At 73.4% G+C, this 14,353-nt stretch carries 13 protein-coding genes; 6 read left to right on the top strand and 7 right to left on the bottom strand.

Annotation, left to right across the window (positions count from 1 at the left end; all coding sequences use genetic code 11):
* Nucleotides 1-3: 3 nt before the first annotated feature.
* Nucleotides 4-444, bottom strand: coding sequence for a metallopeptidase family protein (locus DEJ04_RS15035; RefSeq protein ID WP_071405768.1), 441 nt, complete (start codon nt 442-444; stop codon nt 4-6).
* 59 nt (nt 445-503) lie between these two features.
* Between DEJ04_RS15035 and DEJ04_RS15030 the strand changes: the two genes are divergently transcribed.
* Both DEJ04_RS15030 and ahcY read left to right on the top strand, forming a co-directional pair.
* Nucleotides 504-719: a DUF3499 family protein gene (locus tag DEJ04_RS15030; protein WP_111039893.1), complete on the top strand. Its 216-nt coding sequence runs from the start codon at nt 504-506 to the stop codon at nt 717-719.
* A gap of 104 nt (nt 720-823) precedes the next feature.
* Complete coding sequence (gene ahcY / locus DEJ04_RS15025) at nt 824-2,302, top strand: adenosylhomocysteinase (protein ID WP_071405791.1); 1,479 nt, start codon at nt 824-826, stop codon at nt 2,300-2,302.
* Between the two features lie 113 nt (nt 2,303-2,415).
* Here the strand turns inward: ahcY and DEJ04_RS15020 are convergent, their stop codons facing one another.
* Nucleotides 2,416-3,285 (bottom strand): RDD family protein, encoded by an 870-nt coding sequence (locus DEJ04_RS15020; protein ID WP_071405770.1) that lies wholly within the window; start codon nt 3,283-3,285, stop codon nt 2,416-2,418.
* Between the two features lie 42 nt (nt 3,286-3,327).
* Between DEJ04_RS15020 and DEJ04_RS15015 the strand changes: the two genes are divergently transcribed.
* Nucleotides 3,328-4,326, top strand: coding sequence for a stage II sporulation protein M (locus tag DEJ04_RS15015; RefSeq protein WP_111047605.1), 999 nt, complete (start codon nt 3,328-3,330; stop codon nt 4,324-4,326).
* Nucleotides 4,327-4,339: 13 nt separating this feature from the next.
* Here the strand turns inward: DEJ04_RS15015 and DEJ04_RS15010 are convergent, their stop codons facing one another.
* The 5 genes from DEJ04_RS15010 to DEJ04_RS14990 are packed head-to-tail and all read right to left on the bottom strand — an operon-like array spanning nt 4,340 to nt 9,837.
* On the bottom strand, nt 4,340-5,692 hold the full coding sequence (locus DEJ04_RS15010; protein WP_111047604.1) for a DUF58 domain-containing protein: 1,353 nt from the start codon (nt 5,690-5,692) through the stop codon (nt 4,340-4,342).
* The gene (locus DEJ04_RS15005; RefSeq protein WP_375334738.1) at nt 5,692-6,699 is read right to left on the bottom strand and encodes an AAA family ATPase; all 1,008 of its coding nucleotides are present in this window, start codon (nt 6,697-6,699) and stop codon (nt 5,692-5,694) included. Before DEJ04_RS15005 ends, DEJ04_RS15010 begins: the two co-directional genes overlap by 1 nt.
* 5 nt (nt 6,700-6,704) lie before the next feature.
* Nucleotides 6,705-7,952, bottom strand: a complete 1,248-nt coding sequence (locus DEJ04_RS15000; RefSeq protein ID WP_111047603.1) for a DUF4350 domain-containing protein — start codon at nt 7,950-7,952, stop codon at nt 6,705-6,707.
* Entirely contained in the window at nt 7,949-8,632 is a 684-nt protein-coding gene (locus tag DEJ04_RS14995; protein WP_146248737.1) for a DUF4129 domain-containing protein, read from the bottom strand. Before DEJ04_RS14995 ends, DEJ04_RS15000 begins: the two co-directional genes overlap by 4 nt.
* Entirely contained in the window at nt 8,587-9,837 is a 1,251-nt protein-coding gene (locus DEJ04_RS14990) for a glycerophosphoryl diester phosphodiesterase membrane domain-containing protein (RefSeq protein ID WP_181437844.1), read from the bottom strand. Before DEJ04_RS14990 ends, DEJ04_RS14995 begins: the two co-directional genes overlap by 46 nt.
* A gap of 329 nt (nt 9,838-10,166) precedes the next feature.
* Here DEJ04_RS14990 and mtrA point away from each other — a divergent pair, with 329 nt between their 5' ends.
* The 3 genes from mtrA to DEJ04_RS14975 are packed head-to-tail and all read left to right on the top strand — an operon-like array spanning nt 10,167 to nt 14,304.
* Complete coding sequence (gene mtrA / locus DEJ04_RS14985) at nt 10,167-10,841, top strand: MtrAB system response regulator MtrA (RefSeq protein WP_017888813.1); 675 nt, start codon at nt 10,167-10,169, stop codon at nt 10,839-10,841.
* Between the two features lie 5 nt (nt 10,842-10,846).
* Nucleotides 10,847-12,622 carry an MtrAB system histidine kinase MtrB gene (mtrB, locus tag DEJ04_RS14980; protein WP_258371392.1) on the top strand — a complete coding sequence of 592 codons (1,776 nt, stop codon included), beginning with the start codon at nt 10,847-10,849 and terminating at the stop codon, nt 12,620-12,622.
* Nucleotides 12,622-14,304: a GerMN domain-containing protein gene (locus DEJ04_RS14975; RefSeq protein WP_111047600.1), complete on the top strand. Its 1,683-nt coding sequence runs from the start codon at nt 12,622-12,624 to the stop codon at nt 14,302-14,304. The genes mtrB and DEJ04_RS14975 overlap by 1 nt, the downstream gene beginning before the upstream one ends.
* Nucleotides 14,305-14,353 lie beyond the last annotated feature (49 nt).

The raw sequence follows: 14,353 nt of genomic DNA, 5'->3' as shown, positions 1-14,353 counted from the left end.
GGCTCACCAGTGCCGGTAACGGTCCGGCGCCAGGTCCCAGGGGTCCTTGCCGATCAGCTCGCCGACCGCGCGGAACACCGCGGTCTCGATGATGATGCGGCGGTCCGAGTCGTCCTTCTCGGGGCTCCGGTTCACCCGCTCGACGGGGATCCGGAAGACGGTCACGCGGCGGGTGTCGCGGTCGATCCGCCAGCGCGGCATCTCGTCCGGCAGGGTCGTGTCGCTCGGCATGTCCGCCACCTGGAACACGACGCCGGAGAGCTCCTCGGGCCAGAGTCCGAGCAGGTAGTGCGCGCTGTCGCCGACGATCCGGTCGAACGCCTCGGCGCGGGTGATGATCGGCGCGAGCTCGGGGCCGGTGACGCTCGAGCGCCCACCGCGGCCGTGCCGGGAGCGCCCTCGACCGCGGTCGACCGGGGTGACGAGGCGAGGCTTCCGACGCATCCCCACATCGTACGCGGGGACGGGTGCGCGCCGGACGCTCCGCTAGGCTCCCTGTCGAGATGGACGTGCGGATCTGCAGCAAGGTGGCGTGTGCCAACAGCGCTTCGTCGACCCTGACGTACGACTACGGCGACTCCATGGTGGTCGTCGGTCCGCTGTCGACCAGGGTCGAGCCGCACGGCTACGACCTCTGCGCCCGGCACGCTGCCGCCCTGCGCGTCCCGCGCGGCTGGCAGGTGGTGCGGCGCGAGCCGCTCCCGCGCGACGCCGACTGACGGCTCACGTTCGCGACGTGGGTGCGGGGTCGGTCTGGAGGCCCGGGGAACGTGACCGGGATCGGCTGGTGATCCGCGCCTCCCGGCATGGAAGACTGGTGGGCATGCCCACCGAAACCCGCACCGCTGCTGCGTTCCGCGTCGCCGACCTGTCCCTCGCCGAGGCCGGCCGGCACCAGATCCGCCTCGCCGAGAACGAGATGCCGGGCCTGATGTCCCTGCGTGACGAGTTCGCCGCGTCGCAGCCGCTCGCCGGCGCGCGCATCGCCGGGTCCCTGCACATGACGGTGCAGACCGCGGTGCTCATCGAGACGCTCGTCGCCCTCGGCGCGCAGGTGCGCTGGGCCAGCTGCAACATCTTCTCCACCCAGGACGAAGCCGCGGCCGCCGTCGCCGTCGGACCCACCGGCAGCCCGGACGCCCCCGCCGGCGTCCCGGTGTTCGCGTGGAAGGGCGAGACGCTCGAGGAGTACTGGTGGTGCACCAGCCGCATCTTCGACTGGAGCGACGAGGCCGCCGCGGCGGGTGCCGACTGGACCGGACCGAACCTGATCCTCGACGACGGCGGCGACGCCACGATGCTCGTGCACACCGGCGCCGATGCCGAGGCGGCCGGTGCCGCTCCGGTCGCCGAGCCGGACGCGAGCACCGAGTGGAAGATCGTGCTCGACACCGTCGCGCGGTCGCTCGAGACGTCGTCGGACCGCTGGACCCGCATCGCGGCCGACATCCAGGGCGTCACCGAGGAGACCACCACGGGCGTCCACCGCCTGTACGAGCTGTTCCGGAACGGCGAGCTGAAGTTCCCGGCGATCAACGTCAACGACTCGGTGACGAAGTCGAAGTTCGACAACAAGTACGGCATCCGGCACTCGCTGCCCGACGGCCTGAACCGGGCCACCGACGTGCTCATCGGCGGCAAGGTCGCCTTCGTCGTCGGCTACGGCGACGTCGGCAAGGGTGCGGCCGAGGCGCTCCGCGGGCAGGGCGCCCGCGTCATCGTCAGCGAGGTCGACCCGATCTGCGCGCTGCAGGCGGCGATGGACGGCTACCAGGTCGCGCGCCTGGCGGACGTCGTCGACACCGTCGACATGGTCATCACGTGCACCGGCAACCTGGGCGTCGTCGGGGTCGACGAGATGCTCGGGCTGAAGCACCTGGCGATCGTGGCGAACGTGGGGCACTTCGACAACGAGATCGACATGGCGGGGCTCGAAGCGCTGCCCGGCGTCTCGAAGGTCGAGATCAAGCCGCAGGTGCACGAGTGGCGGCTGCCGACCGGGCGGTCGATCCTGGTGCTGTCCGAGGGCCGGCTCATGAACCTCGGCAACGCCACCGGGCACCCGTCGTTCGTGATGAGCAACTCGTTCACGAACCAGGTGCTCGCGCAGATCGAGCTGCACACCCGGCGCGAGGAGTACCCGACCGGCGTGTACGTGCTGCCGAAGCACCTGGACGAGAAGGTCGCGCGGCTGCACCTCGACGCCCTCGGGGTGCAGCTGACGTCGCTGCGTCCGGAGCAGGCGGCGTACATCGGCGTGCCGGTCGAGGGTCCCTTCAAGCCGGACCACTACCGCTACTGAGCGCGGCGGCCTGGGGCCGGCGGAACCTGGTTCCGGACACAGCACCGTGGATCTCCGCGGTGCTGTGTCCGTTTCGCAGTGTTGCGCGGGGGCAGTCAGCGCGGCGCCGCGCGTCAGCGCGGGAAGCCCGGCGGGGGCGCCGCCGCGGTCGCCCCCGCGGCGGTCAGCAGCTCCGCGCGGGCACCCAGCGCCCGGACGTCCCGCTGACGCCGCAGCACGACGACCCCGGCCAGGAAGACCTCGGGCGGGACGGGCGGCACCGGGTGCGCGAACGCGGACACCTCGGCCGCCAGGGTCTGCGCCGCCGCCTCGCGCAGTTCGGGGCGCATCAGTGCAGCCCCGCGGAAGAACGCACCGAGGCGGTTCTCCAACCGTTGCGGCAGCGCCGAGACGTCCGCGACGCCGGCCCAGGCCGTCAGCTCCGGGGGCAGCAGCACCTCGGGGTCCCGCTGCTTCGGCAGTCGCTCGTGCTGCACGATCGTGCCCGCCAGCAGGTCCCCGAGGCGCCGCGGCCGACTGCCGAACAGCGCGACGAGCAGGGCGACCGAGCCGAACGTCATCCAGAGCTCGAACAGGCCGACGAGCGACCGGGTGAAGGCGTGCCGGAACCCGATCGCGCCGCCGTCGAGCCGGACGACGCGGGTGCCGGTGGCGAACCGTCCGACGCTCCGCCCCTTCGTCACGGTCTCGACCGCCGCGGGCACCAGCACGAGCACGACGACGAGCAGCACGATGTTGAGCGCAGCACCCCAGGCCGGCTCGAGTCCCCTCGGCCAGAGCCGCCAGACGCCGAACAGCGCCAGCACGAACAGGACGAGGACGCACAGGCCGTCCAGCAGCGCGGCCGCGAGCCGCAGCACGAGTCCGGCGGGCTGGACGTCGAGCGCGACGCCCTCGCCCACCACCAGCTCGTCGGCGGTCTCGTCGAGGTCGCGCGAGAACCGGGCGTCGGCGAGGTCACGCGGCGTGCGGGGCTTCGGCATGGGATCATTCTGTCGGAGATCGCGCGACCTGAGGGGGAACACGTGGACCTGGATGCCTACACCGAGGTGCACCGTGACCGGTGGCAGGAGCTCGACCGTCTGGCGCGTGCCCGGCACCGGTCCGGCGCAGACGTCGACCGGCTCGTCGCCGGCTACCAGGAGGCCGCGACCGACCTCGCCCGCATCCGGGGCGCAGCACCGCGCACCGTGACGGGCGACCGGCTCTCGCTCACGCTGTTCCGCGCCCGCCTGCGCTTCACCGGCACCCCCGTCGACCCGTTGACCGCCGTCGCCCTGTTCTTCACGCGGCAGCTGCCCGCGGCGCTCTACCGGATCCGCTGGGTGACGATCTGGGTCGCGCTCGCCACGGTGGCGATCGGGGCGATCGTCGCCGTCTGGATCACGACCACCCCCGGTGCGACGGCGACGTTCGGCAGCGACGAGGCCCTGCGCCGGTACGCCACGCAGGACTTCGTCGACTACTACTCCGACCGTGGCCTCGGGGCCTTCACCGCGCAGGTCTGGACGAACAACGCCTACATCGCTGCGACGATGGTGGCGTTCGGCATCACCGGGGTCTTCGTGCCGTTCTCGATCATGCAGAACGCCGTCAGCCTCGGGGTCTCCGCGGCGATCATGCACTCCCAGGGGCGCCTGGCTGACTTCTTCCTCTACATCTCCCCGCATGGGCAGCTCGAGCTCTACTCGGTGTTCCTCGCGGGCGGTGCGGGGCTGATGATCTTCTGGTCGTGGGTGGCGCCGGGGCCCGGACGCACGCGTGCCCAGGCCCTCGCCGAGGACGGCCGCGCACTCATCAGCATCGCGATCGGCCTGACCCTGACCCTGCTGCTGTCCGGCATCGTCGAGGGCGTGGTGACGCGGCAGGACTGGCCGTGGCCGATCAAGATCGGCATCGGCACCCTCGCCCTGGTCGCGGTGCTCGCCTACCAGTGGGTGCTCGGCGGCCGCGCGTACCGAGCGGGGGAGCGCGGCGACCTCGAGGAGTTCGAGCGCGGCTCCACCGCCCTGGTGGCCGGCTAGGGCCTGCCCCGGTTCAGAGCCGGCCGGTGGCCTTCGCCCGGATGTAGGCGTCCGCGACGAGCGGCGGGACGTCCGCCGGTGCGCCGCGCACGACCTCGGCGCCGGAGCGCCGTGCGACGTCGGCCGCACCGTCCGCGTCGAGCAGGGTGCGTTCGGCGGCCGCGCGTCGGTAGACGTCGCGCTCCGCGCCGGTCGGGAGGCCCGGCACCTTTCCGCCCCGCGCCGTGCGGATCGCCGTGGTCGGGTCCACCCCGCCGCGCGCCATCCGCTGGACGGCCGGGTCCTCGATGCTCGTCACGACGACCGCGTGCCGTCGGGACAGCCGGGGGAGCACGGCGAGCAGGTCGCCCGAGGCGCCGACGGAGTCGAGGCTCGAGGCGAGGACGACCATGGCGCGCGAGGTCGTGATCGAGTCGACGAGTGCGGGCACGGATGCCCAGTCGGTCGCGGCGAGCCCGGGTTCGGCCATCGCGAGTGCCTCGCCGAAGCGCTGCACGACGTCGGTGCGGGTGGCGCCGTGCACGCGGTCGTGTGCCGTGTCGTCGAGGACCACCAGGTCGACGCGGTCACCGGCGGCTGCCGCGAGGGCACCGAGGAGCAGCGCCGACTCGATGAACGTGTCGAGTCGGGGTTCGTCGGCGACGCGGCCGGCACCCGCCCGGCCCGCGTCGACCACGACGACCACGCGTCGGTCGCGTTCCGGACGCCAGGTGCGGACGACGAGGTCCTGCCGCCGCGCGGTGGCGCGCCAGTCGATCGACCGCACGTCGTCGCCGCGCACGTAGTCGCGCAGCGAGTCGAACTCGGTGCCGTGCCCGCGGAGCTGCAGCGTGGTCTCGCCGTCGAGCTCGCGGAGCCGTGCCAACCGTGACGGCAGGTGCCGCCGGGAGCGGAACGGCGGCGTCACGACGAGTTCGCCCGGTGCTGCGAGGACCCGCTGCCGTGCGGCGAGGCCCAGGGGACCGAAGGACCGCACGGCGACCCCGGTGGTGCGGCGTCGACCACGACGGAACGGTGTGAAGCGCATCCGGGCCGTCCGTCGCTCTCCGGCGGGTACCGTCATCCGGATCCGACGGGGACGGTGGCCTGCCGACGGCTCCCACATGTCGCGGACCACACCGCGGACCGTCCGGGAGCCGTCGTTGGCGAGCACGAGGGTGCCGTCCGCGGTGCTGTCGCGTCGAGCGAGCCGGGGCATCCGCCGCTCCACGCGGACCCGTCGCAGGTCGGCGGCGAGCACGACGTCGAGCGCCGCGGCGAGCAGCACCACCCCGACCCACGCCAGACCGGCCCACCCGCTGCCGAGCAGCACGGTGGGCGCGAGGGCGACGGCGAGGAGCGCGACGAACCGGCCGGAGACCGCCACTAGATCGGCACCCGCACCTGCTCGAGCACCTGCTGGAGCACGCCGTCGGCTCCGACGCCCTCGAGCTCGGCGTCGGCGGCGACCCGCAGGCGGTGCCGCCAGACCGGCAGGGCCATGGCCTGCACGTGGTCCGGGGTGATCGCGTCGTAGCCGGTGAGCCAGGCCCAGGCCTTGGCGGCCGCGAGCAGTGCCGTCGCTCCGCGGGGGCTCACCCCGACGCGGACGGACGGTGCCTGCCGGGTGGCCCGGGCGAGGTCGACGATGTACGCGAGCACGTCGTCGCGCGCCCCGACACCGCGGACGGCACGCTGCGCACGGACGACCTCGTCGACGCCGACCACCGGGGTGATGCCGGCGGACCGGACGTCGCGCGGGACGAACCCGTCGGCGTGGCGCCGGAGCACCTGCCACTCGACGTCGCGCGGCGGGATGTCGAGCGTCAGCTTCATCAGGAACCGGTCGAGCTGCGCTTCGGGCAGCGTGTACGTGCCCTCGAACTCGATCGGGTTCATCGTCGCGGCGACGAAGAAGGGGTCGGGCAGGGCCCGGGCGTCGCCGTCGACGCTCACCTGGCGTTCCTCCATGGCCTCGAGCAGGGCCGACTGGGTCTTCGGCGGCGTGCGGTTGACCTCGTCGGAGAGCAGGACGTTCGTGAAGACGGGGCCCTCGCGGAACGGGAACGTGCCGGTCGAGGCGTCGTAGACGAGCGACCCGGTGACGTCGCCGGGCATCAGGTCCGGCGTGAACTGGATGCGCTTCGTGTCGAGCGTCATCGCGGCGGCGAGACTGCGGACGAGCAGGGTCTTCGCGACACCGGGGACGCCCTCGAGCAGCACGTGCCCCTGTGCGAGGAGTCCGACGATCATGCCGGAGACCGCGCCCTCCTGGCCGACGACGGCCTTGGCGACCTCGGTGCGGACCCGGCCGAACGCGTCGCGCAGGTCGGAGCCGGCCGCGGTCGTGGGGTCGTGCTCCGGTGCGGTGTGCTCGGTGGTGGCAGGGGGCAGGTCGGTCACGGTCGTGCTCCTGGTCGGTCGGGGTCGGAGGTCGGTCGGTCACCGGAGGTCGCCCGGCGGACGGTGCGTTCGAGGTCGTCGAGCGCCGCGGTGCCGTCGACGAGTGCACGGTCGTCGTCGGTGGTCCCGCCGACGAGCACGGCGCCGACACGGGTGTGCGGGATGCCGGTGGCCTGGGCCGCGGTCCGGACGACCTCGTCGACGTGGGCCGATCGGGGAAGTCCGAGCATCCGGCCGATGCGGCGGACGGCGGCGACGCGCAGGGTGTCGAGGGCGTGGGTGCGGTCACGGGTGCGGGCGTACATGCGGGCGCGACCCTCGGTGGTCTCCGCGGCACGGACGACGACGGGCAACCGCTCGACGACGAGCGGGCCGAGCCGTCGGCCCCGCCAGACACCGGCCGCCACGGCGACGAGGGCGAGCAGTGCGAGGGCGCTCGGGACCCACGGCGGGGCGAGCTCGCCGAGGGTCGGTGCGGCGTCGGGGGTGCCGACGGCCGGGGTGTACCAGACGAGTCGCTCGTCGGCGCCGAGCAGCCCGAGGGCGAGCGCGGCGTTCCCGGCGGTGGCGATCGTGTCGTTCCGGAACGCCGAGGTCGTGCCGAGCAGGGTGACGTCACCGCCCGGGGTCGTGGTGCGCACGATGCCCCAGACCCGGGAGCCGCCCTCGCCGGTCGGCGCGCACCGTTCGGCGGTCGCGTCGTCCACGGTGTACCCGGAGCCGGCGGTCGTCACCCGCGCCGCCGAGGCCGCCGCCGGGATCCCGCACGAGGCCGTCGAGACGGTGGCGTCACCGTCGATCTGGGCGGGCGGGTCGACCGGGAACCCGAGCAGCGCATCGAGGCCGGCGCCGCTCGTCCCGACGACCACGACGTGCCGGGCCGTGCGGGCGATGCGTTCCGCGACGGCGGGGTCGAGCGCCCCGTCGGCGTCGTCGATGAACACCGTGCCGCCGTCGATCCCGCCGACGCCGTCGACGGTGTCGGTGACGGAGACCGCGGTGCCCCGCTGCTCGAGCACCCGGACGAGCGCGGCCGAACCACTGGCCGTCGTCGAGGTCGGGTCGAGTGCGCGCGGTGCGTCCGGGTCGGTGCCCTGCACGACGGCGGTCAGCGCGGCGAGCAGGACGCCGACCAGGACGATCGCGACCCAGAACCCGATGCGGAACCGGCGTCCCTCGACCGGAGCCGGAGCCCGAGCAGGAGTCGGCCCGGCGCTCGTCCGCGTGGTGGTGTCGGTCGTCATGCCGGCACCACCGGTCCCTCGGCCCGGGCGGGCCGGGCCTGCCGGACGGTCCGCTCGGTGTCGAGCACGCGCATGGCCGCGGCTTCGTCGGCCTCGGCACCGAGGTACCGGACCGCGTCGAAGGCGGTCGCTGCCGCATCGAGTGCACCGGCCGACGCGGGGAACGGCACGGCGCCCCGTGCGGCGATCGTCCGCGCGGTGGCTCCGGGCACGTCGGGCACCAGGTCGCGCTCGCCGAGACCCCTGGCGATCGCGCGGAACCCGTCGAGCACCGCTGCCGACCAGTCGGCGCGACGGACGGCGGCCTGGGCCGCTTCGAGGAGTTCCCGGGCGGAGCGCAGGTCGTCGGCGTCGAACACCCCGCCGGTGTCACCGTCACCGGCCCGCGCGCGCCGGCGGGGGAGTCCGCGGGCGACGACGACGAGCACGACGACCGCGACGAGCACCACGATCGCGATCACCAGCGCGGTGCGGGCCGCCGCGGGGGAGTCGATGCCGTCGGCGCGGAGCGACCCGAGCCAGTCGAGGAAGGAGCGCGAGGCACGGTCCCACCACGTCGGCCGGGCACCGTCGTAGGCGGACCGCTCGAGTTCGCGCTCGAGCAGGCGACGCGCCTCGTCCGGGTCGACCGCCGTCACGCGGAGCCGTTCGGCGGCGCCTGGCCCGGACCCTGCTGCCACGGTTGCTGCTGCGGCTGCTGCTGACCGGGCTGCCACGGCGGCTGCTGCTGACCGGGCTGCCACGGCGGCTGCTGCTGACCGGGCTGCCACGGCTGCTGCTGGGCCGGCTGCCACTGCTGCTGCCCCGGCCACGGCTGCTGCTGCTGCTGCGCCTGCCACTGCTGGCCACCCCACTGCTGCTGCGGCGGCCACGGCGGGCGTGCGACGGGCTCGGACGGTGCGAACGGGTCGGTCGGCTGCCCGGAGTCCAGGTGCGACGCGATCCGCTGGTCGAGGGCCTCGGTGCGGATCCGCCGGTCGATGGCGAGGAACGTCGTGATCGAGGCGCTCAGCACGTCGGTGATGCACTGCACCGCGATCGCGAGCAGGCTGCCGACGACGATGGCGATGACCGCACCGGTGCCGGCTCCCGACGTGCCACCCGTCTGCCCGAGCGGGTCGAACGTGCCCCCGACGAGCACGGCGCCGATGGTGAGCGGGATCGACGCGATGGACGCCGCGAACCCGAACATGAGCTGCACGAGCAGCAGGATGCCGAAGGTCCGCCAGAAGGCCCCGCGGGTCAGGCGCCACGACTGTGCGGCTGCGGCGAAGACCGGCCGGCCCTCGAGCGCGATGGTCGGGACGGTGAGCACGAAGCGCGTGGCGAGCCACACGACGACGACACCGATGCCGAGCACGAACAGCACGAGCACCAGCACGAACCACCCGGTGCCGGAGTCGGCGGCACCCATGGCCGCGAACACCCCGAAGAACACGAGTCCGGCCAGGATCGCGAGGACCGCGCCGGCCCCGATCTGCACGAGCATCCACGCGACGACGGACCACCGGCGGCCGGCGAGCAGCGCCCACAGCCCCCGGAACGTGGCGCGACGGCCGAGGACCCGCTGCCCGGTGTCGGCGGCGACCGGCGCCACCAGGAACCCGCGACCGAGGTAGGCGAGGAACGGCAGCACGACCGAGAGCAGTGCCGTGAGCGTCAGCGTGCCCGCGACGACCGAGTCGGCACCGCTGCCGCCGTCGAGGGCCGAGAACATCCGCGACTGCAACGCCTGCTGCCCGAAGGTGCTGGCCAGCGTCGAGAGCAGGCCGAGCACACCGCTCAGCAGCACGCTCCAGAGCAGCAGCACGCGGGCGTTCCGGCGGAAGACGGTGAACGCCCCGGCCAGGATGTCCCCGAGGCCGAGCGGGCGCAGCGGGATCACCGGACGCGAGCCACCGGACGGACCGCCCGGTCGCCCCGGACCCGGCCCCGGGGCGGGCTGCGGCGGCACGGAGAAGCGGGGCGGGCCTCCAGGCTGGGGTCCTGGTCCCCGCGCCGGTCCGGACGCCGGCGGCGTCGGCGCACCCTGCTGCCCACCGCCCGGTGTGTGCCAATCGGACATGACTCCAGCCCCCTCGTCGTGTCGGACCGAGCCAGCGATGCACGGTCCACCCCCATCCTGGCGGAAAACCCGGCGCGGCGGGGCCTCGGCTATCGTGTGGGGACACGTGCCGACCACGGCACCCGCACGCCACCCGGAGTCCAGATCACATGACACCGCGCATCCTCGTCGTCGACGACGACCAGGCCCTCTCCGAGATGATCGGCATCGTGCTCCGCTCCGAGGGGTACGAACCCGAGTTCAGCGCCGACGGCAACGACGCCGTCGACGCGTTCCACGCCACCAAGCCGGACCTCGTCCTGCTCGACGTCATGCTGCCCGGCATCGACGGCATCGAGGTGTGCAAGCGCATCCGTGCCGAGAGCGGCACGCCGATCATCATGCTCACGGCGAAGAGCGACACCGCCGACGTCGTCCTCGGGCTCGAGAACGGTGCCGACGACTACGTCGTGAAGCCCTTCAACCCGAAGGAGCTCGTCGCGCGCATCCGGACCCGCCTGCGGCCGAGCGCGTCCGACGCCACCGTGCTGCACGTCGGCGACGTCACGGTCGACGTCGCCGGGCACGAGGTGCGCCGCGGTGACACCGTGATCGCGCTCACGCCGCTCGAGTTCGACCTGCTCCGGGCGCTCGCCGAGAAGCCGAACCAGGTGTTCACCCGCGAGATGCTGCTCGAGCAGGTCTGGGGTTACCACTACAAGGCGGACACCCGTCTGGTGAACGTGCACGTGCAGCGGCTCCGCGCGAAGATCGAGCACGACCCGGACAACCCGAAGACCGTCACCACGGTCCGCGGCGTCGGGTACCGCGCCGGAGGAGCCTGAGCACCGTGCCGCCCTCGACGCGCCCGTCGGGCTCGGCACGCTCGGGCCGGGTCGGCGGCGCCGGCCGGGCCACCGGCGCCGGTGGGTCCGGCGGTGCCAGCGGTGCCGGTGGGGCCGGCAGCACCACCGTCTCGATCGGCGTCGTCGACCGCAGCCGCCGCCGGATGCGGCGCTGGCTCCGACGCGCCTGGCGTCCGATCGCCTACCTGTGGCGGCGCTCGCTCATGTTCCGCTCGGTCGCCATCACCGTGATGACGACCGGGCTCGCGGTGGGGATCATCGGCACCGCGGTCATGGTGAGCATCTCGACGAACGTCTACTCGCAGCGCCGCGACCAGATCGAGTCCGAGTCCGCACGGGCCACCATCGTCGCCCAGGGGATCTTCGACGCGGCCACGGCAGCTGAGGACAACAACCAGTCCGAGCTCGAGACCCTGCAGAACGAGGCCCAGCAGGCGATCCTGTCGAACACGACGAGCCCGGGCGGCACGAGCATCGCCATCGAGCGGAGCCCGGACCAGTCCACCCCGCAGACGCTGCAGACCATCGCCAGCCAGGACTTCCCGGACGCGGTGATCACCGATGCCCTGCGCAAGGAGGTCGCGCAGAACACCGGTCGGCTCAGCCTGCAGCCCGTCGAACTCGACGACGACGGGCGCCGGGTGCCGGGGCTCGCCGTCGGCTCCACGCTGCAGATCCCGAGCGCCGGCCAGTACGAGCTCTACCTGGTCTACGACCTCTCCGACGCGCAGCAGACCCTGGACTTCGTCTCCCAGACCCTCTCCATCGGCGGTGTGGCGCTCATGGTGCTCATCGCCCTGGTCACCTCGCTCGTCGTCCGGCTCGTCGTCGTGCCGATCCGCGGAGCCGCCGAGACGAGCCGGAAGATCGCCGCGGGGCGCCTCGACGAGCGCATCCCGGTGCGCGGCCAGGACGACCTGGCGACCCTGGCGCGGAGCTTCAACGGGATGGCCGAGGCGGTCAGCCGCCAGATCACCCAGCTCGCCGAGCTCTCCCGCGTGCAGCAGCGGTTCGTCTCCGACGTGTCGCACGAGCTCCGTACCCCGCTCACCACGATCCGGCTCGCCGGCGACATGCTCTACGACTCCCGGCACGCGTTCGAACCGTCGGTCGGCCGGTCCGCCGAGCTCCTGCACGCGCAGGTGGAGCGCTTCGAGATGCTCCTCGCCGACCTGCTCGAGATCTCCCGGTACGACGCCCAGGCGGTGCAGCTCGACACCGCACCCGTCGTGCCGGCCTCCCTCGCCGCGGACATCGTCGAGGAGTTCCGCCCGCTGGCCGAGCGTGCCGGTGTCGAGCTGCAGCTCGCGACCCCCGGCGGCCACACCACGATGCGGCTCGACGCCAAGCGGGTCCGACGGATCCTGCGCAACCTCGTCGGCAACGCCATCGAGCACGGGGACGCGAAGCCCGTGCAGGTCGTCGTCGACAGCGACGCCCGCACCGTCGCCATCGCCGTCCGCGACCAGGGCGTCGGCATGCCGCCGGAGGACGCCGCACGGGTGTTCGACCGCTTCTGGCGGGCCGACCCGAGCCGCAAGCGCACCATCGGCGGCACCGGCCTCGGCCTCGCGATCAGCCTCGGCGACGCGAAGCTCCACGGCGGACGCATCGACGTGTGGTCCCGACCGGGCGAGGGATCGACGTTCGTGCTCACCCTGCCCCGCAACGAGCAGGGCACCACCGCCACCTCGGCCATCCCGCTGCCCGAGCTCGACGAGTCGTACGACGGCCCCCGCGCCGTGCGAGAGGAGTCCTGATGCGCCACCGGATCCGCCACGTCCTCGCCGTCGCGCTCGCCGCGGTCAGCCTGCTCGCGGTCACCGCCTGTGCGGCCATCCCGACCGACGGTGCCGTGCGCACCGGGCAGACGATCAAGGACGAGTCGCTCTCGGGCGTCGACTTCCGGCCGGACAAGCCGATCACCGGGTCCGACCAGACGGCGATCCTCCGCGGGTTCATCGCCGCCGCCACCGGTGCGCAGGACAACTACGCGATCGCCCGGCAGTTCCTGGCCGCCGACTTCGCCCAGCGGTGGAACCCGCGGCAGGGCGTCACGATCCGGGACGGCAGCGGCACCGTCGAGCGCGCCGACGACCGCGAGCTCACCTACACGATGACGGCCAGCGCCACGGTCGACTCCGACGGGGAGTACACCCAGGCGGTCCGCCCGACCTCGTCGACGCTGACGTTCCAGTTCGTCCGCGAGGACGGCGAGTGGCGCATCGCCTACGCCCCGGACGGCATCATCCTGTCGCCGGTCAGCTTCGAGTCGGTGTTCCAGTCGCACGCCCTGTACTTCTACGACCCGACCTACCGCTTCCTGGTGCCCGACCAGCGCTGGTTCCTCGCTCGGTCCTCCACGAGCACGCGCATCGCCAGCGCCCTGCTCGCCGGCCCCGCCGACTGGCTGAAGGGCGCCGTCGTCTCGTCGTTCCCGGAGGGCACCCAGCTGTCCCTCAACGCGGTGACGATCGACAGCGGCACCGCCCTGGTCGACCTGTCGAGCGACGCCCTGCGCGCGAGCACCGTCGACAAGGTGCGGATGCGCGAACAGCTCAGCAAGTCCCTCGCCTCGGTCGCCACCATCTCGTCGGTGTCGATGACGATCGAGGGCGCGACGCTGTCGGTGCCGGACTCCGGGGGAGCCGACGCCCAGCAGAACCCCGACGTCGACCCCCGCCCCCTGGTCGACGAGGACGGCGTCGTCGGCTACGCCGCTTCGGGCACCGGCAAGGTCGCCGAACTCGGCAGCGGCGTCGGGGCCGCGATCGCCGGCCTCGACCCGACCTCGATCGCCCTGTCGGCGTCCGGCACCACCGCCGCCGTCGGCAACCGGGACGGCGTCGTCGTCGTGCGTGGCAAGGACCGCCTGCGCGTCGACGCCCGCGAGGACCTCGTCGCCCCCGCCGTCGACGACCTCGGCTTCGTCTGGGTGGGGCAGCAGTCCGACACCCGTCACATCACCGCGTACGGCCTCGGTGGCGACCCCCACCAGGTGCGCACCACGTTGCCGCGCGGCGACCTCGTGTCGTTCCAGGTGTCCCGCGACTCCACCAGGGCCCTCGCGCTCATCGAGACCGCGGACGGCCCCGGCCTGTACGTGATGGCGATCATCCGCGGTTCCGACCGGTCACCGACCTCGTTCGGCGCCCCGGTCCGGGTGCAGGCCGCCAGCGGCACCGCGGTCGACGCCACGTGGGTGAACGACACCGACGTCGCCTCGGTCGGGCAGACGCCGACCGGTCCGAACATCGTCCGCACCACCATCGGCGGCAAGTCGAGCACCCTGCCGAAGCCCGACGGGCGCGCCACCGCGATCAGCGGCGGCAGCGGCGGCGCGCTGCTGCTGCGGATGTCGAGCGGCGACGTCCTGCAGTCCACCGGGGGCGGCTGGGACTCGACGGGCGTCACCGCCGACGTGCTCGGCGTCCAGCGCTGACGCCACCGTCCTCCACACCCCACCCGGCCTGGAGGCCCGTCCACCGTCC

Origin of the sequence: Curtobacterium sp. MCLR17_044 (assembly GCF_003234435.1) — a bacterium.
In the GTDB taxonomy this organism is placed as follows: Bacteria; Actinomycetota; Actinomycetes; order Actinomycetales; family Microbacteriaceae; genus Curtobacterium; species Curtobacterium flaccumfaciens.
This window is presented reverse-complemented; position numbering and strand designations above follow the sequence as displayed.